This is a genomic window from Pseudomonas sp. KK4, assembly GCF_001984065.1.
In the GTDB taxonomy this organism is placed as follows: Bacteria; Pseudomonadota; Gammaproteobacteria; order Pseudomonadales; family Pseudomonadaceae; genus Aquipseudomonas.
Genome location: NZ_LYVP01000027.1, coordinates 1 through 26,262, shown reverse-complemented (window position 1 = coordinate 26,262; position 26,262 = coordinate 1). Strand labels below are relative to the sequence as shown.

At 47.0% G+C, this 26,262-nt stretch carries 21 protein-coding genes; all 21 read right to left on the bottom strand.

Annotated elements, in window-relative coordinates; genetic code table 11:
• Positions 1-206: 206 nt before the first annotated feature.
• The 21 genes from B0W55_RS12050 to B0W55_RS11955 all read right to left on the bottom strand — a co-directional run bounded on the left by B0W55_RS12050 (position 207) and on the right by B0W55_RS11955 (position 25,489).
• A complete protein-coding gene (locus tag B0W55_RS12050) occupies positions 207-2,201 on the bottom strand; it encodes a nucleoside-diphosphate sugar epimerase/dehydratase (RefSeq protein WP_077046247.1) in 1,995 nt (664 codons plus the stop codon).
• A 105-nt stretch (positions 2,202-2,306) separates the two neighbouring features.
• Entirely contained in the window at positions 2,307-3,335 is a 1,029-nt protein-coding gene (locus tag B0W55_RS12045; RefSeq protein WP_077046221.1) for a glycosyltransferase family 4 protein, read from the bottom strand.
• Entirely contained in the window at positions 3,332-4,297 is a 966-nt protein-coding gene (locus B0W55_RS12040) for an SDR family oxidoreductase (protein ID WP_077046220.1), read from the bottom strand. Before B0W55_RS12040 ends, B0W55_RS12045 begins: the two co-directional genes overlap by 4 nt.
• 119 nt (positions 4,298-4,416) lie before the next feature.
• Positions 4,417-4,791 carry a GtrA family protein gene (locus tag B0W55_RS31535; RefSeq protein ID WP_077046219.1) on the bottom strand — a complete coding sequence of 125 codons (375 nt, stop codon included), beginning with the start codon at positions 4,789-4,791 and terminating at the stop codon, positions 4,417-4,419.
• A gap of 132 nt (positions 4,792-4,923) precedes the next feature.
• Positions 4,924-5,871: a glycosyltransferase family 2 protein gene (locus tag B0W55_RS12030; RefSeq protein WP_077046218.1), complete on the bottom strand. Its 948-nt coding sequence runs from the start codon at positions 5,869-5,871 to the stop codon at positions 4,924-4,926.
• A 3-nt stretch (positions 5,872-5,874) separates the two neighbouring features.
• A complete protein-coding gene (locus tag B0W55_RS12025) occupies positions 5,875-6,789 on the bottom strand; it encodes an NAD-dependent epimerase/dehydratase family protein (RefSeq protein ID WP_083743182.1) in 915 nt (304 codons plus the stop codon).
• Positions 6,731-7,438, bottom strand: coding sequence for a sugar phosphate nucleotidyltransferase (locus tag B0W55_RS12020; RefSeq protein ID WP_077046216.1), 708 nt, complete (start codon positions 7,436-7,438; stop codon positions 6,731-6,733). Before B0W55_RS12020 ends, B0W55_RS12025 begins: the two co-directional genes overlap by 59 nt.
• 7 nt (positions 7,439-7,445) lie before the next feature.
• Positions 7,446-8,444: an NAD-dependent 4,6-dehydratase LegB gene (locus B0W55_RS12015; RefSeq protein WP_305882510.1), complete on the bottom strand. Its 999-nt coding sequence runs from the start codon at positions 8,442-8,444 to the stop codon at positions 7,446-7,448.
• A gap of 110 nt (positions 8,445-8,554) precedes the next feature.
• Entirely contained in the window at positions 8,555-10,081 is a 1,527-nt protein-coding gene (locus B0W55_RS29925) for a hypothetical protein (RefSeq protein ID WP_139340901.1), read from the bottom strand.
• 328 nt (positions 10,082-10,409) lie between these two features.
• Positions 10,410-11,546, bottom strand: coding sequence for an acyltransferase (locus tag B0W55_RS12010; protein WP_083743181.1), 1,137 nt, complete (start codon positions 11,544-11,546; stop codon positions 10,410-10,412).
• Positions 11,547-11,591: 45 nt separating this feature from the next.
• On the bottom strand, positions 11,592-12,725 hold the full coding sequence (locus B0W55_RS12005) for an acyltransferase (RefSeq protein ID WP_083743180.1): 1,134 nt from the start codon (positions 12,723-12,725) through the stop codon (positions 11,592-11,594).
• Positions 12,726-12,926: 201 nt separating this feature from the next.
• Positions 12,927-14,036 carry a glycosyltransferase family 4 protein gene (locus B0W55_RS12000; protein WP_083743179.1) on the bottom strand — a complete coding sequence of 370 codons (1,110 nt, stop codon included), beginning with the start codon at positions 14,034-14,036 and terminating at the stop codon, positions 12,927-12,929.
• The gene (locus B0W55_RS11995) at positions 14,033-14,662 is read right to left on the bottom strand and encodes an acetyltransferase (protein ID WP_077046213.1); all 630 of its coding nucleotides are present in this window, start codon (positions 14,660-14,662) and stop codon (positions 14,033-14,035) included. The genes B0W55_RS12000 and B0W55_RS11995 overlap by 4 nt, the downstream gene beginning before the upstream one ends.
• On the bottom strand, positions 14,659-16,314 hold the full coding sequence (locus B0W55_RS11990; protein WP_256576276.1) for a glycosyltransferase: 1,656 nt from the start codon (positions 16,312-16,314) through the stop codon (positions 14,659-14,661). The genes B0W55_RS11995 and B0W55_RS11990 overlap by 4 nt, the downstream gene beginning before the upstream one ends.
• The gene (locus B0W55_RS11985; protein ID WP_077046211.1) at positions 16,305-18,590 is read right to left on the bottom strand and encodes a glycosytransferase; all 2,286 of its coding nucleotides are present in this window, start codon (positions 18,588-18,590) and stop codon (positions 16,305-16,307) included. The genes B0W55_RS11990 and B0W55_RS11985 overlap by 10 nt, the downstream gene beginning before the upstream one ends.
• Positions 18,580-19,350, bottom strand: coding sequence for an ABC transporter ATP-binding protein (locus tag B0W55_RS11980; RefSeq protein WP_077046210.1), 771 nt, complete (start codon positions 19,348-19,350; stop codon positions 18,580-18,582). Before B0W55_RS11980 ends, B0W55_RS11985 begins: the two co-directional genes overlap by 11 nt.
• A complete protein-coding gene (locus tag B0W55_RS11975) occupies positions 19,347-20,129 on the bottom strand; it encodes an ABC transporter permease (RefSeq protein ID WP_077046209.1) in 783 nt (260 codons plus the stop codon). Before B0W55_RS11975 ends, B0W55_RS11980 begins: the two co-directional genes overlap by 4 nt.
• Positions 20,130-20,230: 101 nt before the next feature.
• Positions 20,231-21,316, bottom strand: a complete 1,086-nt coding sequence (locus tag B0W55_RS11970; RefSeq protein WP_077046208.1) for a DegT/DnrJ/EryC1/StrS aminotransferase family protein — start codon at positions 21,314-21,316, stop codon at positions 20,231-20,233.
• Positions 21,317-21,326: 10 nt separating this feature from the next.
• The gene (gmd, locus tag B0W55_RS11965) at positions 21,327-22,421 is read right to left on the bottom strand and encodes a GDP-mannose 4,6-dehydratase (RefSeq protein ID WP_077046207.1); all 1,095 of its coding nucleotides are present in this window, start codon (positions 22,419-22,421) and stop codon (positions 21,327-21,329) included.
• A gap of 102 nt (positions 22,422-22,523) precedes the next feature.
• Positions 22,524-23,897, bottom strand: a complete 1,374-nt coding sequence (locus B0W55_RS11960) for a phosphomannomutase (RefSeq protein ID WP_077046206.1) — start codon at positions 23,895-23,897, stop codon at positions 22,524-22,526.
• 149 nt (positions 23,898-24,046) lie between these two features.
• The gene (locus tag B0W55_RS11955) at positions 24,047-25,489 is read right to left on the bottom strand and encodes a mannose-1-phosphate guanylyltransferase/mannose-6-phosphate isomerase (protein ID WP_077046205.1); all 1,443 of its coding nucleotides are present in this window, start codon (positions 25,487-25,489) and stop codon (positions 24,047-24,049) included.
• Positions 25,490-26,262: the final 773 nt, after the last annotated feature.

Below are 26,262 nucleotides of genomic sequence, written 5' to 3'. Positions count from 1 at the left end.
CGGGAAATGGCGAAAATTACTGTAGGAAGCTTCGTACACGGCACTTTTCGTGCCCCGACATTTGCGTTTAGCCTGTCACACCGAAAACGATGAATGAGCGAAAAAGCCGGCAGAAAAAGTTAATGTCTAAATGTAACAAAACCTTCAAATACGAAACGAAACGCCCCTATCGGGGCGGTGGAAATCGGATTTACTTGAGAGAGTAGTCAGGTTTCGAGGCGACGCTGTTGGTAGATCCAGTCAACGATATCGCCATCAGGGGTGTAACCGCTGACGGTCGCTCGCAATAACTGGCGCACCAGAGCGTAGTCATCTTGCTCAACCGCATTCAAGAGCTCAGCCAAACGAACCTTTAATAGATCCCACGGCAGATGGTCCTCATTGGCGCTCATGATCATCGGGTGTTGCGTAGCCGATACGTTGTCGCCAATCAGCAATTCCTCATAAAGCTTTTCGCCAGGACGCAGCCCAGTGAATTCGATCGAGATGTCACCCTGCAGGTTTTTTTCCGACCGCACACTCAAACCTGACAGATGAATCATCTTCTCCGCCAGTTCGACAATCTTCACAGGTTCCCCCATGTCGAGCACGAAAACGTCACCGCCCTGCCCCATGGAACCCGCCTGGATCACCAATTGCGCGGCTTCTGGAATGGTCATGAAGTAACGGGTAATTTTCGGGTGCGTTACGGTCAGCGGTCCCCCGGACTTGATCTGACTGTGAAACAGAGGAATCACCGATCCGGACGAACCCAGCACATTGCCAAAACGAACCATCGTGAAACGTGTCTTGTTGACCCGGGACACATTGGCCTTGTCGCCAAACAGAACAGGCGCGATCTCGCGACTCAACGCTTGCAGCGTCAACTCGGCCAGGCGCTTGGTGCTACCCATTACATTCGTCGGACGAACCGCCTTATCGGTGGAGACCAACACAAAATTGGATACACCCGATTGCAACGCAGCCTGTGCGGTATTAAGTGTACCGATGACGTTGTTCAGCACACCCTCGGCGATATTGTGTTCAACCATTGGCACATGCTTGTAAGCCGCGGCGTGATAAACCGTGTCCACCCTCCACGTCTTCATGACATCCAGCAGTTTTTCCTGATGACGAATGGAGCCGAGAATAGGCAATAGCTGAACAGGAGCAGACTTTCGGGAGCCTCTTTGTTCCAGTTCCGTCAGGATGCTGTAGAGGTTGAACTCACTGTGGTCGAACAGCAACAGAGTAGTCGGGCCAAGGGCGAATATCTGGCGGCAAAGTTCCGCGCCAATCGATCCACCGGCGCCAGTGACCATGACTGTTTTGCCTTTGATGCAACGCTGAAGCAAATCCGGTTGCGCCGGCACCGAATCCCGCCCGAGCAAGTCGGCGATATCCACTTCCTGGATATCTTCGACTTTCACCCGGCCACTGGCCAAGTCGGTGAAGTTGGGAACGCTGCGAATGTGCAGCGGAAAACGCTCAAGAAACGTCAGAATTTCTCGACGTCGCGCGCGGGTGGATGACGGCAGCGCCAGGAGAATTTCCTGTGCCCCAGTCTCATCGATCATCTGCTGGATATGTTTGGGTTTATAGACTTGTAGGCCCGCAATGGCCCGGTCTGCGATGCTTGAGTCATCATCGATAAACGCCACCGGACGCATGACCCGGCCCATGCGAAGCGCCGCGACCAGTTGATTGCCAGCCACGCCGGCACCATAAATGGCCACCTTGGTGAGACTGTCATCACGATTGCTAAACGGAACGTTATGCGCTCCTGCGAACCAATCGCCCATAAAATAGTGACGCATGCAAAGACGTAGCCCACCGATGATGACGAGGCTCAGCCACCAGTAGTTAAAGACGATGGAGCGTGGCACGACAGCTTCGTGATTGCTGTACCAATAGACCACCAGGGCCAAAATCAAAGAGGAAAGGCTTACAGCCTTGATGATGGCAACAAGCGCGTCATTACCAAAATAGCGCATGACTGCGCGGTACATGCCGAAACGGATGAACAAGGGAATAGCAACAAGAGGCGCAGAAACAAAGAGCCAGGCATGCACCTTCAGAGGGTTGTACATGTCATCCAGCCCCAAGCGGACAATAAAGGCCAACCACAATGCAGCCCATACCAGCACAATATCAGTGGCAACCTGAATCAGCCTTTTTCGGCGTCGGGGGAGCCCTACCAGATACCCTCTGATTTTATCCATAAAGTCCTCAAACACCTTAATCGCTCCGTCCAGCGCCCTCTCGCCGAAATGAAAGCTCTAGGGCACTCACGTCACTCTAAACCTAAATGACATACTGGTGACTGCTTAGTTCTTGGCGACCGGCACTTCCAGCTCCCCGGCGTGGAACTTGATCGCCAACGCGATCAGAGGTCCGTACGCCATAATCAGTCCCAAGACGCCGTCCAGACCAAAACGTGTAACGCAAACCGCTATCGGCAATAGCCAAAGAAAATTGATCAAGCACACCGCAAGCGTTACAGGCAAATGCTTGCCGAAACGGCGTGATGCGAACTGGTACGCATGGCTGCGATGTGCTTCATAGATTCTGTCTCCGCGAAGCAAGCGACGAAAGAGCGTGAATGTTGCATCGACGATGAACACACCAAGCAAAATCAACCATGCCCAAAGCAGAGATGGGTTCACCGCGGCGGCCTGTAGGGATAGCCCGCCCAAAACGATACCAAGGAAGCCACTTCCGGCGTCGCCCATGAATATCCGTGCCGGAGGGAAATTCCAGCAAAGGAAACCGGCCACGGAAGAGGCCAGCAGGAGTGGCCCCCAGATCAAACTGTCTAGACCGGAAAACCAATACAGCAGACTGGCCCCTAGGCAGGTTGAAATAGCCTCAACACTGGCGATGCCATCAATACCGTCCATAAAGTTGTAGAGATTGAGCAACCACACCAGATAAAGAGTTGCAATGCCATGACCCAACCAACCTAAGTTGATAGAAATGCTAAAAACCACTATGGGGGGAAGCCCCCCGGTCAAGCTCAGCAACCACGTCGCCGCCACGAAATGCCCCAACAAACGCCAACGTGCGTCAATATGACCGTGGTCATCCATGAAACCGATCAAAGCAATCGCGAATCCAGCGCCCGCATTGGCGACAAAAAAAGCAGTGCCCGTAAGACCAGCGGCGTAAAGAAAAATCAACGATATAAAGAATGACGTGACAATTGCGACACCGCCTCCACGCGGTGTCGCAACCGTATGAGAGCTACGTGCGTTGGGCACATCGATCATGCTTCGTGATATGGCATACCGTCGCAATGCCGCAGTCAGCAAATAGGAAATGCAAAAGGCTGCCGGAATGAACCACACGAAACTCATTGCTTACGAGACCTCAGAAAAAACGTTGCAGTTGACTTTAGTCCATCAGCCAACCGCACAGGCGGCCGCCAGCCGAGCAACTCCTCATTTTTTTTGATGTCGACCTGTAACGAGCTAAAGAGACGCTGCGCAACAGATCTGCGGCCAGTCAACTGTGCAAATAAAATTAGGATTTTGGTTGAAATAGGGAAAAGCCAAGTATTCGCCCCCAGATAGGTGACAAGACAGTTCATCAATTGAGTTGTTGAAACATCCTCGCCATCGCTTACCAAAAATATTTGATTCGCCGCGCGAGGATGATCGATACAGGTAACAACTAAATCGACGACGTTATCCAAAGATACAAGACTTCGTTTATTATCCACACCACCAAATGGCAGTGGAATCCCCGTTGAAAGCCATCGCATCATTTGCTGGAAATTCGCACCTACGCCAGGGCCATAAATAAGCACCGGACGAATAATCACAACCTCAATAAGTCCTTGATCAGCCATACTGAGTAATTGTTGTTCTGCCTCATATTTAGACACTCCATAAGCATCCAACGGTAACGGATTATCGTCGGCGTGGAAGGGTTTGCCCGGCGGAGTACATTCGCCGTTTACTTTTATGGAGCTAATAAATATGAACCTTTTCACTCCGGCCTCAACGGCTTGGTTAGCAAGCCGCAGAGTTCCTTTGACGTTAACTGCTCTGAATTTTTCAATCGATTCCGCGTTTTCGTGCATTACATGCACACGCGCCGCTGCATGGACAACTGTATCAACACCATCGAGAGCCGTACTCCAATCGGTAGCATGATCAATATTACCTATGTGTAACGTCTCCACCGATCCTGGGAAATTACATTTAATATTTCTAATCGGTGCTACAACTTTAGAATCCGGCATAGCACAAATTCGCTGTAACAGCGCGTGCCCAAGAAACCCTGTCGCTCCGGTAACCAATATCTTCTTTGACATCTAAAACTGCCCTTAAAACACAGATCTAGAATTATTTATTACGAAAAATGTCGCAAACCAAAAAGCTATATGGAGACACAATATAGAAGCCCACCAATCGCCAAAGGAATTCGCCGTCATTATGAAGACCGATAAAAAACATAATACTTATTCAAGAAAAACGAGAAAACCACATAAACTGCGCCAGCGACGATCTGATTAACGACCTCATGAAAAACACCAACATTAATCAAAATCATAAGAACTGCCAAATTAGCAAAATAGGCAATCAAAAAAACAATTAAAAATCGAACTACTTCTGATTTGGACTTTGAGGTGCTCTGAAAAGTAACTTTGCGATTCAAAGTGTACGACAGCATAAGACCAATCAAATAGCCAACCACATTACTAATTACTGGATCCATACCCAATATGTACATACAACCAAAAATTACTGAATAACCCAATATCGTATTTAACACACCAACTATCACAAATTTTATTAGCTGCTTCATTTGTTATACACACCATACAATATCGCCAAAACCATTTGAACATCGACAACAAAATTCTCACCAGCAAATTAACGCAAAACGAGAAAAGAGCCTTATCTCTCGACTCAGCTCTATACTCAAAACCGCGAGAATTTACTTACGATGTGAAATCTCTTCTTCAAGGATATACCTTGGACGGGACTTCACCTCTTCATAAATCCCCCCCAAATACACACCTAAGACCCCAATTACAAAAAGTTGGATGCCATTAAAAAGCAAGAGAAGCATTACAATTGTCGTCCAGCCGCTAGGCAACGAACGATCAAACAAGAAAGTAAAAAGAGTAAGAATCATCAGTAAACACGCCACTACTGAAAAAGATACTCCAATAAATATCCCGATCTGCAAAGGTTTTGTACTAAAGGAAAGAATTCCTGAAATTGCCAATTGAACCATACGTGACAAAGAATATTTAGAAACGCCTGCCGCACGTTTTTCAGCTATATACTCAACGCCGACCTGCTTGAAGCCAATCCATGAAAACAAGCCTCTAAGAAACATATTGCGTTCTGCAAAACCCTCCGCAAGTATCTTTGCTACGCGCTTGGAAATAAGTCGAAAGTCAGCAGCGTTAGGATTTATCGCAACATCAGAGAGTCGATTTAGAAACTTGTAAAACAAGTTTCCCATCGCCTTTCGTATAGGATTAACATTTTCAGTATCCGTGCGCACGGTATAAACAACATCTGCGCCCTCATGAAAATTTTTCAGTAAAACGGGAATTAACTCCGGTGGATGCTGCAAATCGCTATCCATCATTATGATAGCGTCCGCATCCAGCGATTGCTCTATTCCGGCAAGCAAAGACATTTGATGCCCGAAACGAGAGGACATCGCCAAAACTTTTACGCGCTGGTCACCTTCGGCGATACCGCGAAGTACGTTTAGCGTATTGTCAGTGCATTTATCAACAACATAAATAATCTGAGAATCTACACTTTCCAACACAGATAACGTGTCGGACACTCTAGCGTGAAATTGAGCTATAACAGCCTCTTCATTGAAGACTGGAGCAACAATAGTAAGTTTTGTTACAGTCATTTTTTACTCATCCAGGAGCGCAATGGTTCGGCTGATATTTGCGTAGATAACTGGGACATCATAGCCACTACGAAAGCTGAGCGCAGGGGCTTCATCCACAATACTGAAATCTAACCCAGCTCGACTAAGCCGCTTCTTCAAAAAATCGCGCATTGAAATTGGGAGCCCACTTGCCACATGGTAAATCTGACCAGATTGGCCCCGTTGGCTTATAGCTACGAGCTGCAATGCAGCATCCTTCATTGAAATGTAATCTCGAATAGCAGAAAGCGAGCCGACTTCAATACGTTTTCTCAAACCAGCTAGAACTTCTTTAATTTGTTCGTTGATTCGACCTACAAAAAGACTACTGGATACACCTTCACCATCAAGGTTAAAAATCCTGGCAACAACGACGTCCATACCTTGATAAGAACACATTAGTCCATAACTGTTTTGCCAAGATTTTGTCATCCCATAGATCGATACTGGACGAAGGATTCGATCCTCTGAAATTGGATTCTCTTCTGGAGCAACCAATCCGTACTCGGCAGCCGAGCCAGCCAGAACTACGCGTACTGGCTGCCCCGACTTCTGTACTGCCGTAAGTATATTTTTTGCACCGAGAACATTTGTGGAGTATGCGAGATCGTAATTATTAACAAAAGTGGCAGCCAGATGAACAATCAACGTAGGCTTTACTGACAACAAGGCATCAACCACGCTATCCGCATCAGTAACGTCTAAAATGCATTCATAATCGGATTTAGCAGTACGCCGCGACCCACAAACAACACTATAACCGCAAGAACGAAAACGCTCCGCAACCTGCTTTCCGAGTGCACCACCACCACCTGTTAATAGTACGGTCGTCATCCGGTCAAAGCCCCAGTTTAACTGATAGCTCTTCGAAATTTTCATCAGCGTATTGATAGTCATCAGGCCGGCCGATATCAAGCCAATAACCTGAGAAAGGGCGAATAGTTGCTGGCTTATTTGCCGCCAGTCCATCAATCATAAGATGGTCGAAACCGTACGACTGCCCCTTGACTAGAGAATCAATCACCGATTTATGAATGCAGTAGATACCCATGCTTACATCAAAATCATATACAGGCTTCTCAACAAATGCCGTCAGACTGCCATTCTCATCATATTGGAGCACCCCGAAATCAACTTTCACATTGCGGCGATATGCAGAAACTGAAACCTTGCTCTCAGTCTGTACGTGAACGTCAAAAAACTTACGATAGTCCAAATCTGATAGGATATCGCCATTCATTACTAGAAAATTATCTGGTAGATCAGGAATTAAGGTAAGTGGCCCTATTGTACTTAATTCTGTTTCCTCTATAGAGTAATCTATCTTCAGTCCAAATCTAGACCCGTCCCCAAAATAGGCCATAATCAGATGTGAAAGATGATTAACTGCTAAGGTAATGTGCGTAAATCCACCTTTGCGGAGTTGCAAAATAATTATTTCTAGAATCGAATATTTTCCACCCAATGGAACGAGTGGCTTCGGAATCAAAGTAGTATAGGGACGAAGCCGTGTTCCTTTACCGCCTGCTAGAATTATCGCTCTCATATCCACCTCAAATATTGTAAAGCCAAGCTTTGTAGCGAGCCAGGTTTTCGGGGTTCTTAAACCACTGAACGGTATCTTGCAATCCAAGACGCAAGTCGTATTTAGGTGTCCAATCAGTCAGAGACTTAATAAGAGTATTATCACCAATCAATCTAAAAACTTCAGATGCATCCGGACGCAGGCGATCATCCTCAGTGACAATTTTGGCACTAGGATTAAGTTCGTCAATCAAAACTTGTGCTATATCACCAACGGAAACTTCAGAATTAGTCGCAATGTTTACTTCTTGTCCAACAGCCTCATCGCAAGTAGCTAAGGCGATAAAACCTTGTACTGTATCTTTGACATAGTTAAAGTCACGAGTTGGCGCCAAACTGCCTAACTTTAATTCTGTCGTACCTAGGAGAAGCTGAGTAATAATCGTAGGGATCACTGCACGAGCAGACTGCCGCGGTCCGTAGGTGTTGAAAGGACGCACAGTCGTAACAGGTGTCTGGAACGAGCGATAAAATGATTCCGCAAGTCGGTCAGCTCCAATTTTAGTTGCGCTGTACGGAGACTGTCCTTGGAACGGGTGCTTTTCATCAATGGGAGCGTATCGCGCAGTACCATACACTTCAGACGTAGAAGTCACTAAAACACGTTCAACGTTCAATTTCTTCGCGGCTTGCAAAACGTTTAGCGTGCCCTTGATATTCGTATCGACATAAGAGTCTGGTGAATGATAGGAGAAAGGGATCGCAATAAGTGCTGCTAAATGGAATACAACGTCGCACCCTTGCATAGCTTGTTCGACGCCATTGGGATCCCGTATGTCACCTGCAAAAACATCAAGTCCTTTCACAATGTCCAGAGGTAACGAATCCAACCACCCCCAACTGTTAAAAGAGTTGTAGAACACGAAAGAGCGCACATCGCATCCGTGCGCAAGTAATGCTTCGACAAGATGACTGCCGATGAATCCATCGGCACCCGTCACCAGTACTTTCTTTCCTATAAGATTCAATTGATTCACCTTTGTAAAAATGAACTGTTAATAATGTTCACAGCAGGCTCACGCACAATCCCCGCTAAACCTCAATTAATCTCTATTACCAACCACCGCCCAGGCTCAAGTCACGGTGTAACAACGAGTACTCCGTTGAGCCACCGCGCGGTCAGTACGAGTGTGGTTTCGGGAATTACCGGCAAATCTTCACAACGCGGGGTAGTCGTAATTGGAAATCTCTGCGCAACCGGATGTATTCGATCTACCGCCGCTGGCGTACAAATATCAGCGACCAGTTTTCGGCCTAGAACAGTGCTAGCATCTCCAAGAGTTGTACTCAAAAAAGTGTACACATCGCCGAGGGTACCAGTGTAATCACGGACTAGTACTGTGCTTGCATCGTGGGTTTCTAGAGCTGCCCACATTTGACTTATCACACTTCTTTGTAACTGGACATAGTGCCGGACGCCATGAGCAACCACGACACTTGAAGTCAATACAACTACCACCACTACCGATGAGTTCAGTAAATCACTTTTAAAAGAACCATGCTCACGAAACCTTGCTAGCAATGATATGCAGACAAGAACGAACCCCACAGAAACAGGGTATAGCACTCTATCCAAATCTCTTATATGCAATACATTGACGTAAATCATCGACAAGATTGGTAGAAGAGTCACAAAAAGAAAAATCAGTGTGGCGCCCGAAATTTTTTCACCCAACGTTTCAAAATTTTGCAGCGCGCCCCATGACATAAAAAAAGCCAGCGCAAGTAAAAACGGTAGTAGATAAGTCTCTTGTCCAAATGCGGTTATGTAGGCCGATTTAATATGTGCAGTTAATCCTACTACCGTCAGCAATCGAGCGCTATCCGAAGCCAACGCCCCTTCATAACCTGAATTCCCAAACTTACTGGAAACAATTATCCAATATAAACCATAAATCAAAAAGCCAGCACCAATAGCGAAAGATATACGAGTTACACTAAGAAATCTCGCTTTATTTATAAACACACCTGAGGAACTTTCGTGCTTCCAGAATATCGCTAGAACCGGAATAGCAAACAGACATAGAGTTAAACCCTGATAGATAGACAGCAACAACGCGACGCTTACTGCGCTTCCAACAACCCATTTGATGGACCATTCGCCGTATAAGCGTATTGAGAATCCGAGCGAGACAAAAAACAGGATGGCGGATAATTGAGCAGACCCGTAACGCCCCATCCAGGCGCCGGGCCAAAACACAAGTGTCGCCGCCAATACAGCTAACAACCAGCGCTTATATCCCCCAATAAAGGGCGACACGGCCCACCTTGCAACGAAATAACGAATTATCATTAAAGATGCAGTGCCAAGTGCAACTCCAACCGGATGCCCCCAACCAATCATCCATTGGAACGCGTATGCAACCAAGTGGAGCGGTCGCATCGGAATAGATGGTGCAAAAGTTTGAAAGTAGGCAAGACCGTTTTCATTAAAAGCGCGGAATAGGCCCCATTCTTCAATCAATGGACCTACAGACCAAAAGGTCAATGTCACCAAAATCAGAATAGTCAAGAATTCGATAACTATCAGATTCCGCTTGTTCACAGCTTCAAAAGGCGATGGCACCGGTATCAATTTTTCCGGTTTAGCTGCAACATCGATCATTCGAAATCCTTTTAAAATCAATTACCCTTAAGGGGGCGTAGGGCCACGCGGTTGCGCATAGCTGAATCACTTTAATATACAAGGGAAGCGATGTCACATTTTTCATCCCTCATTCAATCGATCCGCAGCCGATCTAGGGCACAAATCCGCCAAATGTAGGGCGCTCCGCTCAACCTCGCAGGGCTTTGAGACGCTTGAGTGCGCTGCCGAAGAACAGAACGTGTACATGTTCCTAATCACCTGCCAACAACCTCACGAAGTCAAAAATAAGAGTGCCACTTAGAATCTGCGCAGCATTTTCGGCAGCACGAGTCTGGCAATTTTTTGGCTAATTCTGCGCCGATTCCTGCTTAGATACTTCTAAAGAGTTATTTTCTACAAACAAACCATTCAAGGATTGGCTAGGCTTTTTTACATAGGACGTCCGAAGGCTAAAAAATGGCTTCTCAATTATGTAATAAGAAAGACTGCTAACAGCAATGATTGCTGGTAATACTACAAACAGAAAACTCCAATACCAAGACACGCTTAGTTCAGGAGTAAGCCTGCCAAAAAGCTGAACGATAGGAAAGTGCCATGCATACATAGAAAAACTAATACCTCCCAAATAGCACAAACTAGTATCAAGGAAACGGGGCATTTGCCATTTCTGTTGCAAGTAGGCGAGAGCGACGCCTGCCCATACTAAAGCCTCTATCGTTGGCGAGATAATCCATATTGGGTTGTATGCCGATGCCTCACCATAATAACCACCAAGAGTAATTTTGGAAAAAAATACAAACCACAAATAGGCCCCAACTAATGAGATTATTAATGCAATAGGTGATGAAAACAAACGACTCCTGGTTCTGAAAATCAGCGCCATCATCATACCAACACAAAACTGATCTATGCGACCAACGATGGTCGAATAGGCCGCGTCAATTACTGTAGTATCGCGAATAAACAGCATCGTTCTGACAGACAACGCCAATAAAACCACGCCGAAGATGTAACGCGCACCATACTTAGCCAAAAATCCAACAAAAAAAGGAAATATTAAATAAAATTGAAATTCAACAGCTATAGTCCACAAATGCGGAAACTTAGTCGACCCCATAAAATGACCAACATTCGCAACCGGAGAAATCAACTGTAAAAACTGTAAAAAATCAACGGTTCTATTACTGGCATAAGCGGCCAAAAAAATCATCGTTAAATATAGAGGGTAAATCCTGATAAAACGATTATAAACAAATTTTTTGTAATCAAGCTCTTTACCAGAAGCAATAACTGTAAGAATAAAACCGCTTAGAACCATAAATAAGCTGACGCCTGTTTCTCCCTCTTTTACGAATACCGTTAATGGATTGAGTGAAGCGACCAGAGCTGGTCCTCCATGAAAATGGTATGCCGCTACAAGTAGAGCGGCAAAAAAACGCAAATGATCAAGGCGCGAAAGATATGCTGTATTTTTTGATATCACCGGCTTCCCCTTAGAACGCCTAAATTAAATTATTATAATTCTAAATTAAGTTGTTATACGATGCGCTATAGTAAAGTGGCGCGCCATAGCGCGACCTAACGAGTGAGCCTTTGATTCTATAGTGCTATGCATTATCGTCGCGATCAATACGGATGCTGCCATCGCAAGCAGGATACATAGCCATGCGGGCACATACATTCCAGCCAGGACGCGCTGAAGCGCGTAACCAAAAACACCGTGGATTATATACAACGGAAAACTAATATCTGCAAAAAAATCTGTAATGGCTCGCGCTTTAAGAATTTTTGGGAAAGTAAAAGCTAATGCAAACACAAGAACCGCGAAACCATACGTCCAAACAAGTGTTATCGGAACAGTTTTAGCCCTCCAGCAAATTGCAGCCATCAACATAAACAGCGCCACGACGACAACTAAAAAAATGTCCGCCTTTATTACGTTCCTATAAAGATAATTGAATGCGACGCCAATGAACATGAAGTTAAGATATTGGATTGATGCACAAAAAGTGTATAACTGCCCAGAGAACAATGCGCCTGACTTCATTGCCTCATCTACACTAGGAGCTAAGAGGTATGCCGGTATAGAAAGAGCCAATGGAATTATAAAAACGGATGTTCGGCTATTTAATATCAGCCGAGAAGCTAAAGCACATACGATATAGAATTTAATCTCAATATCAAGCGTCCAAATTATTCCATCAATACCAGCCACCCATATCACGTCACGTATCCCTGGAAAATAGTTAATAAGGACTACATGAGATTCAAAAGGAAACGGTCGACCATAATGAATACCACAAACAACAATTACTAAAATGGAAAAAGTTAGTCCAGCAGCATATGTCGGGTAAATCCTCATAGCTCGCCCAATCAAAAAACCTTTCCAACTTGTTTTGTCAAAGGAAAATGGAATTACAAAACCACTTATTAGAAAAAAAATTGCAACACCGAAAATCCCAAAACTGAATGGCTCAAGAAAATTAAGGGTATAAATATATGATGGAGTAACAATACTGGTTGGCAAGGGCATAGCATTTGGTAAGTTTGTCGCAATATCCCTATGCTGCCAAAAAATTAAGTAATAATGACCAAACATCACCATAAGCGCTGCGATCCCTCGGAGCGTATTCGCAAACTCAATTTTCGTGGACTGCGACACTACTATTTCTACCTTATATTCGAATAGTGATTTTTATTAGATCAGTCATTTTACAAATTATGCCCCCTCCCAATCTTGATTTAATGGGCAGCATCTAAATATTCAAACATCCTTCCCCTCTGAGGCAAAAAAAGTTCGAAGCATATTCGATAATAGTTTTACATATTCTGTGTCGCCACGCTATTTTTTAGCAGGCTTAAACTAGTCCAATAACGACTTATAAATTTCAGCATAAGATTTAACCATATCTTGACCTGTAAATTTTTCATTGTATCGACGTAAAGAGGCTGCTCCCATTTCACTCGCTCTCTCCGGGTTGTCCCATAACTTCTGCATTGCGTGGGATAGAGACGCACTATCGCCAGGCGCTACTACATAGCCGGTTTCATCATCTATATTTATATACGTCGTACCTGTGCCAATTTCACATGAAATGAGCGGCTTTCCATACATCGCACCTTCTAATAGAGATATACCAAACGCCTCGGATCTCAAATGTGATGGAAAAACTAATGCAAAACATAGACTCATGAGTGCTGATTTATCACTATCGGATAATGCCCCGACAAAATACACATTCTCTAGGTTTTCGTCCTTCGCTCTTTGTTTCAGAGACATTTCCATCGGGCCTTTACCCATGATCACAATTGGCAACTTTGTCTGCTGAGCGGCCTCTAGAAGAAATTCTAATCCCTTATAATAACGAAGCGCGCCTACGAAAAGAAAAAACCGAGAACCTATAGTTCCCCTCCATTGCGCCAGCAATGTCTCGCTCACTTCAGGGTATGTGCTGCGATCTATTCCGATTGGAATTACTTTAACTTTATCGACATATGCTCCTAATACGCCGCTGCTTGCGACATAATTAGGAGAAGAAGCAACAATGATGTCTACATCTCTCAGAAAAGCATGAAGTAAAGGATTATACAGTTTTAACAACCACTTCTGCTTGACAATATCCGAGTGGTACGTAACTACCGTTGGCTTTTTAACCCGCGTTAGAAAATGCACTAAATCCATAAAGGGCCAAGGAAAATGGTAGTGAATAATGTCGGCTTTCGCGGCCAACTGGGCAAAATCCCTGAACGCTCCAATCGAAAATCCGGTGGAAGCAAACTGAAAATTCTCATAAGAACGATGCGTAAAATGGTCCGATAGTTTTTCATCGCGCATTGCGCCACGGGGACTGAGATACAAAACCTCAGACTCAATACCGTGACGGATGCCTCCCTCACTTAGCTGAAAGATAACCTGTTCCACTCCACCCATAGTATCTGGGTAGTACGTCTTAAAAAAATGTAGAATTTTCAATCTTTGCTACCTAAAAATCTCGCGGGAACTCCCACGTACGTCCCGGACAAGTCGAGATTACGATGTGCACATGCACCTGCGCCTAGCGTGACTTCTTCCGCTAACCGAAGGCCGTCAATTACTGTTGAACCGGCCCCCAAAAAACAGCGAGCGCCAATACGACTACGACCCGCAACCAAAGCACCGATGGAAACATGACTGAATTGGCCAACAAAACACTCATGTTCGACAACGGCTCCGGTATTAATAATACAACCGCGCTCTACTAAAGCCATCGGTCCCAGATGTGCGTGATGCGCAATAAAACTTCCTTCACCAACTTGGGCGCCGATCCCTAATGTTGCGGTAGGCGAGATGAGAGTGCCCAAACGCAAGCCCTGTTCGATAGCCCAATCACACTGTTCCGACCGTTTCTTGTTGTCTCCGGCAGCCGGAAATACAACCCAATCCATAGGCAGTTCAAAATCCATAGTCGATTTAACTGGAAAAGATGCAAATGATTCATGAGGTTTAGCGTTGTTGTCGAGAAAGTAAAGTTGCTTTATACCCGAAGCGAGTGCTACGTCAGCCACACTGCGAGCATGACCTCCAAACCCCAAGATAAGCATTCCTTTTATAGAACTCATAGATATGCCTCTGCAGCATTGCTACTACCACCTGCGGAAATGGTTTCAAGTACTGAAATATGTTCGTTCACAACATCCGTCCAAGTACGCTGAACCAATCCCTGATAGATTTTTTTCTGTACTTCTAGTAGCGCGTCTCTATGCGAAAGAGCCCATTCGATGCGGCGTACCATATCCTCCCAATCATATGGGTCAAAGAAAGTAGTGTCTTGAAGTTGTGGGTGATGGAGAATTTCCTCGGTAACTGGAATTCGTGCCATAACCACGGGGGTATCAACAGATAGCGCCTCGGTGAAGGTAAATGGGCAACCACCTTCGCTCAAGCTAGGATTTACCGCCAAATCCGCCAATTTGTAACATGCTGCAAGTTCTTGAACTGTCAAACCATGCAAACATAGAACATCGTTTTCTAAATTATGGTCTTCAATAAACTTTTGAACCGACGGAAAACGATCGGGATCACCAGTCAATACCAGTTTGTGACTAATATACTTTTTCCTGAGGAGAAATTCATAAGCGCGCAATAGAACCAAGAGGTTTTTGTTCGGCCTGAACTGGCTAGCATAGAATAAAAATTTGAACGAGCTATTCGAAAAACCTACTGTATAGTTTTTGTTGGAAGATTTACGCATCGCACTACCTAGAAGCGTTTGTGAGTAATGGAGCGACGTAGCCTCCAGGTCCGCAAACCCTCTAGTTGTGACCCACTGGTTCAGCATGTTTGGAGCATGGTGGATAACCGATACATTAGAGGCGCGTATCGAATATTGCTCAACCAATGTGTCCCACTTGATCGCATTGCTGTATGTAACGTAATGCTGTCCATTCTGAATCGATCGACGAACATCCTCATAAGTTTGTAAAAAACGCTCACCTCCCACACTTGAGAAACCAACTGGGAAGTCCGATAGCACCACATCGGGAACACACATCAGACGTGGACGATCTATTTTATTGAAAGCCGGCCAAAACGCTGTAGGACTGTACCAAGCTTTTACATCAGGTAGGGAATGAATCAAGTCAAGCATACGTTCCGACTCAATTCGCTCCATTCGCTTATAAAGTCGAAAAATAAAAGCATCGTCCTTTGGCTGCCCAACAGCTACTTGTGCGCGAGATAAGTAGCGCCGAAAAGGTCGTGCAAATCGCTTAAACACAAACTTGAATTTTACAAAAAAAATAACCACCAAAGCCAAGATAATGATTGGGCTAATTAAAAGAGCAAGCCCAGCAAGGAAGACACCTTCTATAATCAACAACATCAATCCAAAATAGGAGTTAGTTGTCACTAATTGCTGCTCAACGTGATCAATGGCTGCTTTTTTGATCACCGACACGCCCTTGGAAATTCTTTTTAAAAGACCAGGCTTCCGCTTACGTTTTTTTCGAGCTATGTAGGCTTCATAAATGCGTAAAACCATCGGTTTTTTCGAGGGGGAAAAAACTTCAAAGCGCTCTTGTGAGACACCTTCGCTGCGAAATAGATCTTCAAGACCTTCTTTCGACCAACTTGGGCACACAAGCACAAAACCTACGTCATGACGATCACTTGCGCCTTTCAGAAAGGCAGCGAGGTATCTACCCAATCCTTCATGGCGCAAATCCAATCCTGGCGCGTAGGCCAGGTAAATACCATATTTACTTATAGACACTCGCGTATGACTCCCCAATATTGTGCCGCCAACTTCTCAACGCCTTGTTCTGCCAAAACCTCAGGCGATGGAAGCAGGGCCTTCTTGGACAAGTAAGTCAACTCCATATCTTTTAACTGGTGCGCCATCTCTTTATAGTCGGAGGCATTCATCCACGACAGTTGCAACGAAAACTGAGCATCCATTTCACGCATAGCGGGATAATCACTACTTAATGACGGCACACCTAAACTGGCGGCTTCAACTACGCTAAATGACCCGTTGTCGATTTTGCCTGCATGCCAAAGAAACGTTGCGTTGGCTAAGGTGCAACGATATTCAAATTCAGGGAGTTCGCCAAGCCACTTAACTTTTTCTCTTAAAGCGTCGCTCGCATTGACTAATACTGAAAGAGACTTAAGGTGAGCCTCAGTGCTTTCTAGCATATTGTCAGTATTCACACCGGTGACATGACAGGAGAATTGGCCTCCTAGAGTTTCATAGTAAAATTTAAGCGCCTTCAGAGCATTCACATGATTCTTATGCGCACCGGCATTAGTTGTCCACAAGAAATATGGATGCTCCGGTTTCGACAAAATCCCAGGTCCATTTTTTGAAAAGTCAGGAGCAAGCATCGGCACTTTTGCGATTCGATTTAGTTCAACACCTGCGTACTGAATGGCATCCTGCTTCGTAAACTCCGTCGTTACAAGAAGTTTCTGCGCCCTACGCACAGCGCTAATAAATTGTTCGTCCCCGCTTTTCGAAAGTACCTTCTCATAGCGCTGCAAGTAGTCATACACCATGAATATGCAGGGTCGTAGAGGCACCAGAGGGGCCTGTACGCGATCAGAAACTACGATCCACGCATCGCAGTCCAAAAGCTGTTTAATTCCATCATCCGGAACAACATATCTTACAGAGTCGGGTTCCCAACCGTCGTGGCCTGCATATCGCATGGCCCTGCGTGCGGTTTGCGCATCGAGGGTTTTCCAATGAAAACTACGCAGTTGAATTCTCTCATCCTGATGGAGCAGATCTCCCGCTTCATCATCAGTAGACTTCAAATGCAGGAGAACAACGTCGACATCCTCCCCCCACTGCCTGCTACCTACATGCAAAGCTTCCGCTAGCAAATGAGCCCCACGAAGGCTTCCCCCTCGATATTCGACAGGGACTACAACCGCTATTTTTTTGCGCTTGACTGGTCGCTGTCGTTGTTCCAAGCGACTGACTTCCAGTTCTTGCAAGATTTCCTTAAAGCTACGTATCCACGCGGCTTCACAGTTTTCTGCTCGCATCGGCTCAAGCAAAACTGTCTGGCTTTTACGAACCTGCTCGATAAACTTCGAATCACCATTCAAAATGCGACGAATTTTCTCTCTCGCCTCTTTGACAGACTCACATCGGCCTGGAAGGGTCGCTCCCCCCATGCGATCCAGAATGCCGCCACCCATGAAAATCAATGGCATGCCGACGCGAATGGCTTCGAACGGATGATAATGAATATGATTGGGTTCGCTCGAATGATAAAACATTACTCGCGACTCTCTCATATTGCGTTCATGTTCTTCGTGTGTGACAAACCCCAACACATTTGGATCATCCACCACTATTGGCTGCGAACCGCCAATTTTATAGGGCAAGCCTTGCATGTCCGATATAAAGTCTTCGTATACTTTTTTATAATAGCTACTAAAACCAATATCCGGACATACGAAAAAAATATGCTTCTGTTTACCGTCCCAAATGTCGTTGATCGCACAGTTATTGAGGCCGAGAGGCAAAAAAGCTTTTCTCTTTTGCAGGTACATGGGCTCTGAATCGGCGAGGTGATCATAAGCGATACCTAACCAAAGACGCCGTCCGAGTTTCTTTACCGACTGCGTACCTAACGTTAAGACCTTCACGACCTCTGAGTAACTTAGTGATTTATCGAGACCATATGCACGCCAAATGGCGGCGCCGGTGAATGACCGTGAGACCTCACTCATGAAACCTTTCGAATGACAGATAAAAAAACAGACATCAAAATATTTATTGGCTATATCCCAGGCTTCTTTAGATGGCGCCACGTACCAGTTCTGCTGATTCAGAACCTCTAGATCTTCAATAGGGATAGTAAGGTTCGCATCCTCCGAATAATCGATGCTCGCCGAACGAAAACCGATTTCCTGTGGAAATGACTTAGGTAGAAAAAACTCTTCAACACCTAAAGACCTGAGCATCTCAAGTTCAAACTTACGAGCCGCACCATGGTTCAGCAGCCACATCACACGAAACGGTTTAGTTCGCATCAGCTAGTCCATTTATCTTTTTGTATTCAGCTATAGCGCTAGATATGTCACCGTCATACAACAGTTCACCATGGTGGAACACCAATCCACGAGTACAAATGGATTGCAAAGCTCCAAAGTCATGAGATGCCAACACGAGAATTTCAGCTTTCTCAATCAGGCTGGTAATGCGTACTTTGGCCTTCGCCATGAAATTTGCATCACCCGCACCGATCACTTCGTCCAGCAGCAAAATATCTCCGCCGACAGTGGTTGAAATTGCAAACGCCAGGCGTACTTGCATCCCGGCCGAGTAGGTTTTTATCGGGTAATCGATGAACTCGCCAAGATCGGCGAAGGCTACTATTTCATCAATTTTTTCTCGCATGAACTTTGGGGACAGGCCCAATAACAAGCCGCGATAAAGAATATTCTCACGCCCCGTCGCATCTGGTTCGAAACCCAGGCTCAAGTCAAACAAAGAACGAACCTGCCCCTCTACTACCAGTTCGCCACTGGAGATGGGGTACAAACCGGCCACAGTCTTCAGGAACGTACTTTTCCCTGCGCCATTGTGCCCCAGTAACCCGACCCTCTCCCCGCTTACGATTCGAACGTTTATGTTCTTGAGCGCGTGAATATCGGCTACATGCTGGGTAGCTTGCTTTTTCGAGAACATATTTGCCATCAATGACTTCAGTGAACGCTCTTTATAAGCCGCAGATGCATAATGAAGATTGACGTTCTTGACATTGATCTGATTGATTTTGTTCGTTCTCATAGGTAAAAAATCACCTTCCGCTCGGCTTTGTAGCCCACGTACATCGTGATCAGCCCAAAGAACAAAGCGGTGCCCAAACTAAACGTGTAATTGGCAAGCGTCGGCCATTCGCCCTGCAGCAGCGGTGCCCTGAACAACTGAAGAATGTGGTAAATCGGGTTGTAGTCGACCAAGGCGTGGAGCCCACCGTTTTGAAACATTTTCGCTTCAAAGTAGACGGGGGATACGAACCATAATGATTGCATTACAAGTCCAAGTGCATGGGGCACATCACGAAAGCGAGTACTGATATAGGACAGAAGTGTGGACACAGGCCATGCTATCAATGCGACGACAGGAAATATTGTCAAAGTCGCTAGCCAACTCCATCCGAAATTCTGCGGCATCATGATCGCAACCCACACAAAGAGGGAAACGCTGGCGAGCATGAGCACAATCGAACTACCAAGCACAGTTCGCAGGGTATAAATAGCCAAGGGATGATTACATTGCTTAATGTAGGCATCTGCTTGAACGAAAGACAGTGAGCCGCCGATTGTATTAGCGGAAATGAACTCCCATACAATAATTCCGGAGAGAACATAGGGAGCGTAGGTCAAGACATCGGTATTGAACAGTCGGCTGAATACCAGTGTCAGGAGTAACGTCATACCCAGGGGCTGAATAATTGACCAGGTCACCCCCATGAACGATCTGCGCCAGCGGGAGCGCAAATCGGCTAAAGCCAGATGCACCCAAAAATATCGGGCAGCCCAAACGCGAGAAAAATACGAAAACATTACTTCCCCTGAATAATTAAATTCGAAAGCCTGGACATTAATTGTCCTCTTTGAATTTTATGAGAATTGAGGCTGTCTCCAACCTCAATTCCAAAGCAACATCAGCTGGCAAAGTAAGATCGAATTTCGTCTACTACTTGCTGTACCTGTTCACGAGTCAGCGTCGGATAGCTCGGAAGGTTCATCCCTCGAGAGCTAAGGTCCTGCGCGACCGGAAAGGTTTCATCCGTCTTGCAATGTGGCATGGTGTTAGCTGGAGCAAATAGCGGACGTGTTTCGACGCCCTTGCTCTTCAAATGATCACGCAATGCCTGACGCTGGCTCGCGTCATCCAGCACCACCGAGCACATCCAATAGGAGTGACGGGTTCCTGGCTGCTCTGCGTGCATCTGCAATGGAAGCCCTTCGAGTGCTTCACGGTACCAGTCTGCGACCTGCCGCTTGAGTGCGATGATCTCGTCAGCACGTTCCAATTGAGCGAGGCCAATGGCGGCACAGATGTTGGTCATTCGGTAGTTGTACGCCAACTCGTCATGCCAGTACTCACGGGTCTTGGACACGCCTTGGCTTTTCAGGTGGCAGGCTCGATCGTGAATTTCCTTGTTCTTGCAAACTACCATCCCACCCTCACCGGTAGTAATGGTTTTGTTGCCAAAGAAACTGAAGGTAGCGACATCACCAAAAGTTCCAACATGCTGATCTTTGTACAGGGAGCCAAAAGCCTCCGCACAGTCTTCAATCAGTAGTAGGTTGTGCTCTTTGCAAAGTGCGACGACCTCATCCATATCGCAACTCAAGCCGTATAAATGCACGACCATGATTGCCTTGGTTTTCGGCGTGATACGGCTACGAATATCCGAAACGCTGACGTTCCAGGTATCGGCTAGGGATTCTGCGTAAACGACGCTCGCACCAGTCTGCATGATGGTGTTGACCGACGCGACGTAGGTCAGCGTCGGAACAATCACTTCGTCACCAGGCCCTAGACCCAATGCCGCCATTGCCAGGTGTAGTGCGACGGTGCCGTTGCTCACAGTGGTAGCGTGTTCTGCCCCAATATAGTTGGCGAACTCGCTCTCAAAACGGGAAATAAACTCACCACGAGAGGAAATCCAGGTCGAATCAAGACACTGGTTTACGTATTCCTTTTCGCGGCCGCCCAAGAAGGGCTGATATACCGGAATCATCCGCGCCCCCTTACTCTTGGCCTTTGAAGTATTTAAAGCCGTGCTCAGCGACCAGTTTGTCGCGTTTGGCTTCACTCATGTCTTCACGCATCATTTCTTCTACCAGTTCGGTAAAAGAAGTAGTTGGCTCCCAGCCCAATTTTGCTTTGGCTTTGCTTGGGTCACCCAACAACGTTTCAACTTCGGCCGGACGGAAGTAACGAGGGTCGACAGCGACGATACATTTGTTGGTTTCGACGTCGTAGCCTTTTTCGTCTACACCCGTACCTTCCCAACGAATCTTGATACCGGCTTCATTTGCTGCAACTTCTACAAATTCTCGAACGGAATGCTGTTCGCCGGTGGCAATCACGAAATCTTCTGGTGTGTCCTGTTGCAGCATGAGCCATTGCATTTCGACGTAATCACGGGCATGGCCCCAGTCACGCAGGGCATCCATGTTCCCGAGGTACAGGCAATCTTGCAGACCAACATTAATTCGTGCCAAGGCGCGGGTGATCTTGCGGGTAACGAAGGTTTCACCGCGGATCGGCGATTCGTGGTTAAAGAGAATGCCGTTGCAGGCATACATGCCATAGGACTCGCGATAGTTCACGGTGATCCAGTAGGCGTACATCTTGGCAACAGCATAAGGCGAGCGCGGATAGAAAGGCGTGGATTCTTTCTGAGGAATTTCCTGAACCAAGCCGTACAGTTCGGATGTGGAAGCCTGATAGAACTTGGTCTTTTTCTCAAGACCAGCGATGCGGATTGCTTCAAGGATGCGCAAGGTACCCATCGCATCAGTGTCGGCCGTATATTCTGGTGATTCGAAGGAAACGGCAACGTGGCTCTGCGCGCCGAGGTTGTAGACCTCGTCTGGTTGTACTTCCTGCACGATGCGGATCAGGCTGCTCGAATCGGTGAGGTCGCCATAATGCAGCTTCAGATCATAGCCTTGGTTGTGCGGGTCATGGTAGAGATGGTCAATACGATGAGTATTGAACAGGGAAGCGCGACGCTTGATGCCGTGCACCGAGTAACCTTTTTTAAGCAGAAACTCAGCAAGGTACGCACCATCCTGACCCGTAATACCCGTAATCAACGCTACTTTCTTGTCGCTCATTTTTTCACCAATTTAAATTAATCAATCGAACAGTAAGTCTCTATAAGAGAGTCAACTTGTTGCTGCCCCTCACTCTCCATCTGGAGGTGAAACCCGTTTTTTTCATTCCATAAATTTACTGTTCAGCAGTCCCTCAATTTCTTTGACTTTCAACGCGACCAGCGTTGGATCTCTTCTGCTCTCCACATTCAACCGCAACAAAGGCTCAGTGTTGGAGCCCCGGAGATTGAACCGCCAGTCAGGAAAGTCCAGCCCGATCCCATCTGTTTTATCAACCTGAGGCGCATGCGGTAGAAAATGCTCCAAGACTCCATCCAGCGCTGCAGCTACGTCGCTCACCCGATAGTTGATCTCGCCACTGCATGGGTAGGCGGCAATGCGCTCATCAACCAGTTGCGATAGCTGTTTCCCAGAGACAGACATCAGTGCAGTTACCAGTAACCAGGGAATCATGCCGCTGTCGCAATAGGCGAAATCGCGGAAATAATGATGAGCACTCATCTCGCCACCGTAGATTGCATCTTCCAGACGCATGCGTTCTTTTATGAAGGCGTGTCCTGTTTTGCATTGTACTGAAACCCCACCCGCCAATCGAACCTGATCTATGGTGTTCCAGGTCAAGCGAGGGTCATGGATGATTCGGGAGCCTGGGTTCTGCAGGAGCAACATTTCGGCCAGCAGCCCCACCAAATAATACCCCTCGATAAAGCGCCCATGCTGATCAAAAAAGAAGCAACGATCGAAATCACCATCCCAAGCCAACCCGAGGTCACAGTCATTTTCCAGCAGCGCTTGCCGAGTAAGATTGCGGTTTTCTGGAAGAAGCGGATTGGGCACTCCCTTTGGAAAGTTTCCGTCTGGTTCGGCATTGATCACTACCCATTCAAATGGCAGCATCGGAATCAATGCTTGTAACACAGGACCGGCCGCGCCATTGCCCGGGTCCGCAAGAATTTTCAGGGGTTTCAAATCAGCAACATTGACGTAGGTGAGCAGATGAGCGATGTACCTGGTCTTATCCTGTTCAAATCGAACCTCACCGACAGTGGGTGCCAGAGCCCCCAGATCACCACTTTCCACGCGATCGCGAATGGCATTGAGCCCGGTATCGCCACTGATAGGCCGGGACTCCGCCTTGACAAGCTTCATCCCGTTGTAGCCCTTGGGATTGTGACTCGCGGTGATCATCACACCACCATCCGCTTTCAGATCACTTGTTGCGAAATAGACTTCTTCAGTGCCACATAACCCAATATCGATGACATTCGCACCGGCCTCACGCAGTCCGCGAGCCATCGACTCCGCCAGCATGGGGCTTTCGAGTCTCATATCCCGCCCGAGCACAATGTTCCTGGCCTGCAACTCAACAACCATCGCCCGACCTATCCTGTACGCAACATCTTCGTTCAGATCCGAAGGTACCTGGCCACGAATGTCATAAGCTTTGAAACACTGGGTTTTGATAGGGGTGTGCATACCGCTCTCTTGCTGAGGTATGTGCGCCGTCGAAGCCGAAAGACACCTCCGACGACGCTTAAGGATGGAAATTAATCAAGCTTGAGCAAAATACAGAAAAGCCAGCTCAGTGATATTCACCTAACTGTCTCGCGATGACCAAGAAGCTGTTACGCGTCTGTTCGACCGTAATTATCTTCAAAACGCACGATGTCGTCCTCGCCCAGGTAGTCGCCACTTTGCACCTCGATGAGCACCAGATCTATGACCCCTGGGTTCATCAGGCGGTGCTGATGACCAGCACGTATGAAAGTTGACTCGTTGGTGTGAAGCATCAGCTCCTGCTTGTCGTTGATGACAACTGCCGTTCCACTGACGACAATCCAATGCTCACTACGATGATGGTGCATCTGCAGGGACAAGGAGGCCTTTGGTTTCACCACAATGCGCTTGATTTTGAATCGCTCGCCGTTCTCAAGCGTGGTGTAAGTGCCCCATGGGCGATGCACGGTACGATGCAGCAGATGGACTGTATGGCTACATGCTTTTAACTGGTTGACAATGTGTTTGACGTCTTGAGCATGATCTTTGTGAGCAATCATCACCGCGTCGGGCGTATCGATCACCAACAGATCTTCAACACCCACCAAAGCCGTCAGACGACCTTCGCTGTTTACATAGTTGTTACGAGATCCATGAGAAAGCACTTCGCCTTCAAATCGGTTGCCGTTCTCGTCAGGATCAGTCAATTCACTGACTGCATTCCAAGAGCCAATATCGCTCCATCCAATATCACAAGGAATGGTGGCAACTTTGCTCGAACGCTCCATCAACGCATAGTCGATGGAAATATCGGGTACCTCGCCAAATGCATCGGCATTGAGCGTGAGGCAACGATACTTGGAAGATGATGTCTGCCGTGATTGCTCGATGGTCTTGCTCACGGCGGCTACGACGTCCGGAGCATGTTCGCGCAGTTCGTCGAGAACTGTGCCCACGCGGAAGCAGAACATACCGGAGTTCCAGTAATAATTACCGGCACTGACATAGGCCTGAGCGGTATCAAGATCCGGCTTTTCGACGAAACGGGCCACTTTGAGCCCACCTTTCAATGGTGCGGCTTTTTGCGCCTCAATGTACCCAAAACCGGTTTCTGCGTAGGTTGGCTGAATGCCGAACGTGACCAGCCAACCTTCGGCGGCCAGCGCCATGGCGTTAGCGACCGCGGCGGCAAAAGCTTCTTCATCTTTAATCAGATGATCGGCAGCTAACACCAGCATTTGGGCGTCAGGGCCATGGGTGGCTTCCAACTGAAGCGCTGCGGCGGCGACGGCGGCCGCAGTATTGCGACCGAAAGGCTCTAGAATAAAACCTTGAGCAAGCTTGGCCTTGTTGACTGCACTGTATTCGTCTTCAGTCTTGAACAGGAGCTCGCGATTGGTCACCGTAAGAATCTCTACGACACCTTCCAGGCGCGCTGCGCGAAGGAAGGTTTTCTGGATCAGATTCTGGCCATCTGGCAGCTCCATGAACGGCTTCGGATGGGCCTCTCGAGATACCGGCCATAACCGGCTACCCACTCCACCAGACAAAATTACGGGAATCAGTTCCATGCTCTATTCCTTAATCCCCCCCTTCTGGCAGATGGGCCAGCAAGTGAGGCTCAGTTATGTATCCAGTCGTTTGGCATCGTAATCAGCGCGATTTTGCTTAAAGCGGATGCAAAGATTCAGCTCAATCCCCATCCATGTTTATCGACCCCGCCCCAACGTGCCTCCTCAATGTGCAGCCGCCCCAATCGGGCACTGCTTTCTCAGCCTCCACCATTGGAACAGCTGGCAAAGAAAGACCTTTTTTGGAAGAAATGCAAGGTCAGATTAGAACAGGACGCACTGCCGAATACGGTGAGATATTGTGCCAGCCATTCTACAGGGAGTATCCGGAATTAATAACTCATGCGCCGACGAGAGACAAAAAAATCATTTGCAAAACAATCGGGTGCTTTATCCTTGAGCCATCAAAGTAACATCAACCATTCCCGACCATCAATCTGTAGCCCAGGTGCTTGAGCATCCATGTATGAGCCTTCTCAACAGGAGATTGGTGCCTGCAGCCCATTCGCTGGAGGCAACCACCCGGCTGTCGTAGCCCCATCAAGGCTTGCTACGTTGGGATTCCGGCGCCTTGTCAACGAAAAGAACGCGCAACCGGACGCAATCGGGTCAGCTACTAAACCTTATCCTCTAGCTGGGCAGGTTTCCGCTTAAGGCAGGCAAGATTGATTCAGCGCCGATCACTTCTACTTTGCAGACTGCTTGATGTTGAACATACTTTTTGCAAATAAGCACAGTCCGATCACCTGAACGAAACTCGAGCCCCCCCACCC

Bases quoted from the DNA above. Each gene is read 5' to 3' on its own strand.
- B0W55_RS11970 (WP_077046208.1), bottom strand. From the start codon at position 21,316: ATGATTCCGGTATATCAGCCCTTCTTGGGCGGCCGCGAAAAGGAATAC.
- B0W55_RS12050 (WP_077046247.1), bottom strand. From the start codon at position 2,201: ATGGATAAAATCAGAGGGTATCTGGTAGGGCTCCCCCGACGCCGAAAA.
- gmd (WP_077046207.1), bottom strand. From the start codon at position 22,421: ATGAGCGACAAGAAAGTAGCGTTGATTACGGGTATTACGGGTCAGGAT.
- B0W55_RS12020 (WP_077046216.1), bottom strand. From the start codon at position 7,438: ATGAGAGCGATAATTCTAGCAGGCGGTAAAGGAACACGGCTTCGTCCC.
- B0W55_RS12030 (WP_077046218.1), bottom strand. From the start codon at position 5,871: ATGACTGTAACAAAACTTACTATTGTTGCTCCAGTCTTCAATGAAGAG.
- B0W55_RS29925 (WP_139340901.1), bottom strand. From the start codon at position 10,081: ATGATCGATGTTGCAGCTAAACCGGAAAAATTGATACCGGTGCCATCG.
- B0W55_RS11960 (WP_077046206.1), bottom strand. From the start codon at position 23,897: ATGCACACCCCTATCAAAACCCAGTGTTTCAAAGCTTATGACATTCGT.
- B0W55_RS12040 (WP_077046220.1), bottom strand. From the start codon at position 4,297: ATGTCAAAGAAGATATTGGTTACCGGAGCGACAGGGTTTCTTGGGCAC.
- B0W55_RS11985 (WP_077046211.1), bottom strand. From the start codon at position 18,590: ATGCGAACTAAACCGTTTCGTGTGATGTGGCTGCTGAACCATGGTGCG.
- B0W55_RS12045 (WP_077046221.1), bottom strand. From the start codon at position 3,335: ATGAGTTTCGTGTGGTTCATTCCGGCAGCCTTTTGCATTTCCTATTTG.
- B0W55_RS11980 (WP_077046210.1), bottom strand. From the start codon at position 19,350: ATGAGAACGAACAAAATCAATCAGATCAATGTCAAGAACGTCAATCTT.
- B0W55_RS12025 (WP_083743182.1), bottom strand. From the start codon at position 6,789: ATGACTATCAATACGCTGATGAAAATTTCGAAGAGCTATCAGTTAAAC.
- B0W55_RS11955 (WP_077046205.1), bottom strand. From the start codon at position 25,489: ATGGAACTGATTCCCGTAATTTTGTCTGGTGGAGTGGGTAGCCGGTTA.
- B0W55_RS11975 (WP_077046209.1), bottom strand. From the start codon at position 20,129: ATGTTTTCGTATTTTTCTCGCGTTTGGGCTGCCCGATATTTTTGGGTG.
- B0W55_RS31535 (WP_077046219.1), bottom strand. From the start codon at position 4,791: ATGAAGCAGCTAATAAAATTTGTGATAGTTGGTGTGTTAAATACGATA.
- B0W55_RS11995 (WP_077046213.1), bottom strand. From the start codon at position 14,662: ATGAGTTCTATAAAAGGAATGCTTATCTTGGGGTTTGGAGGTCATGCT.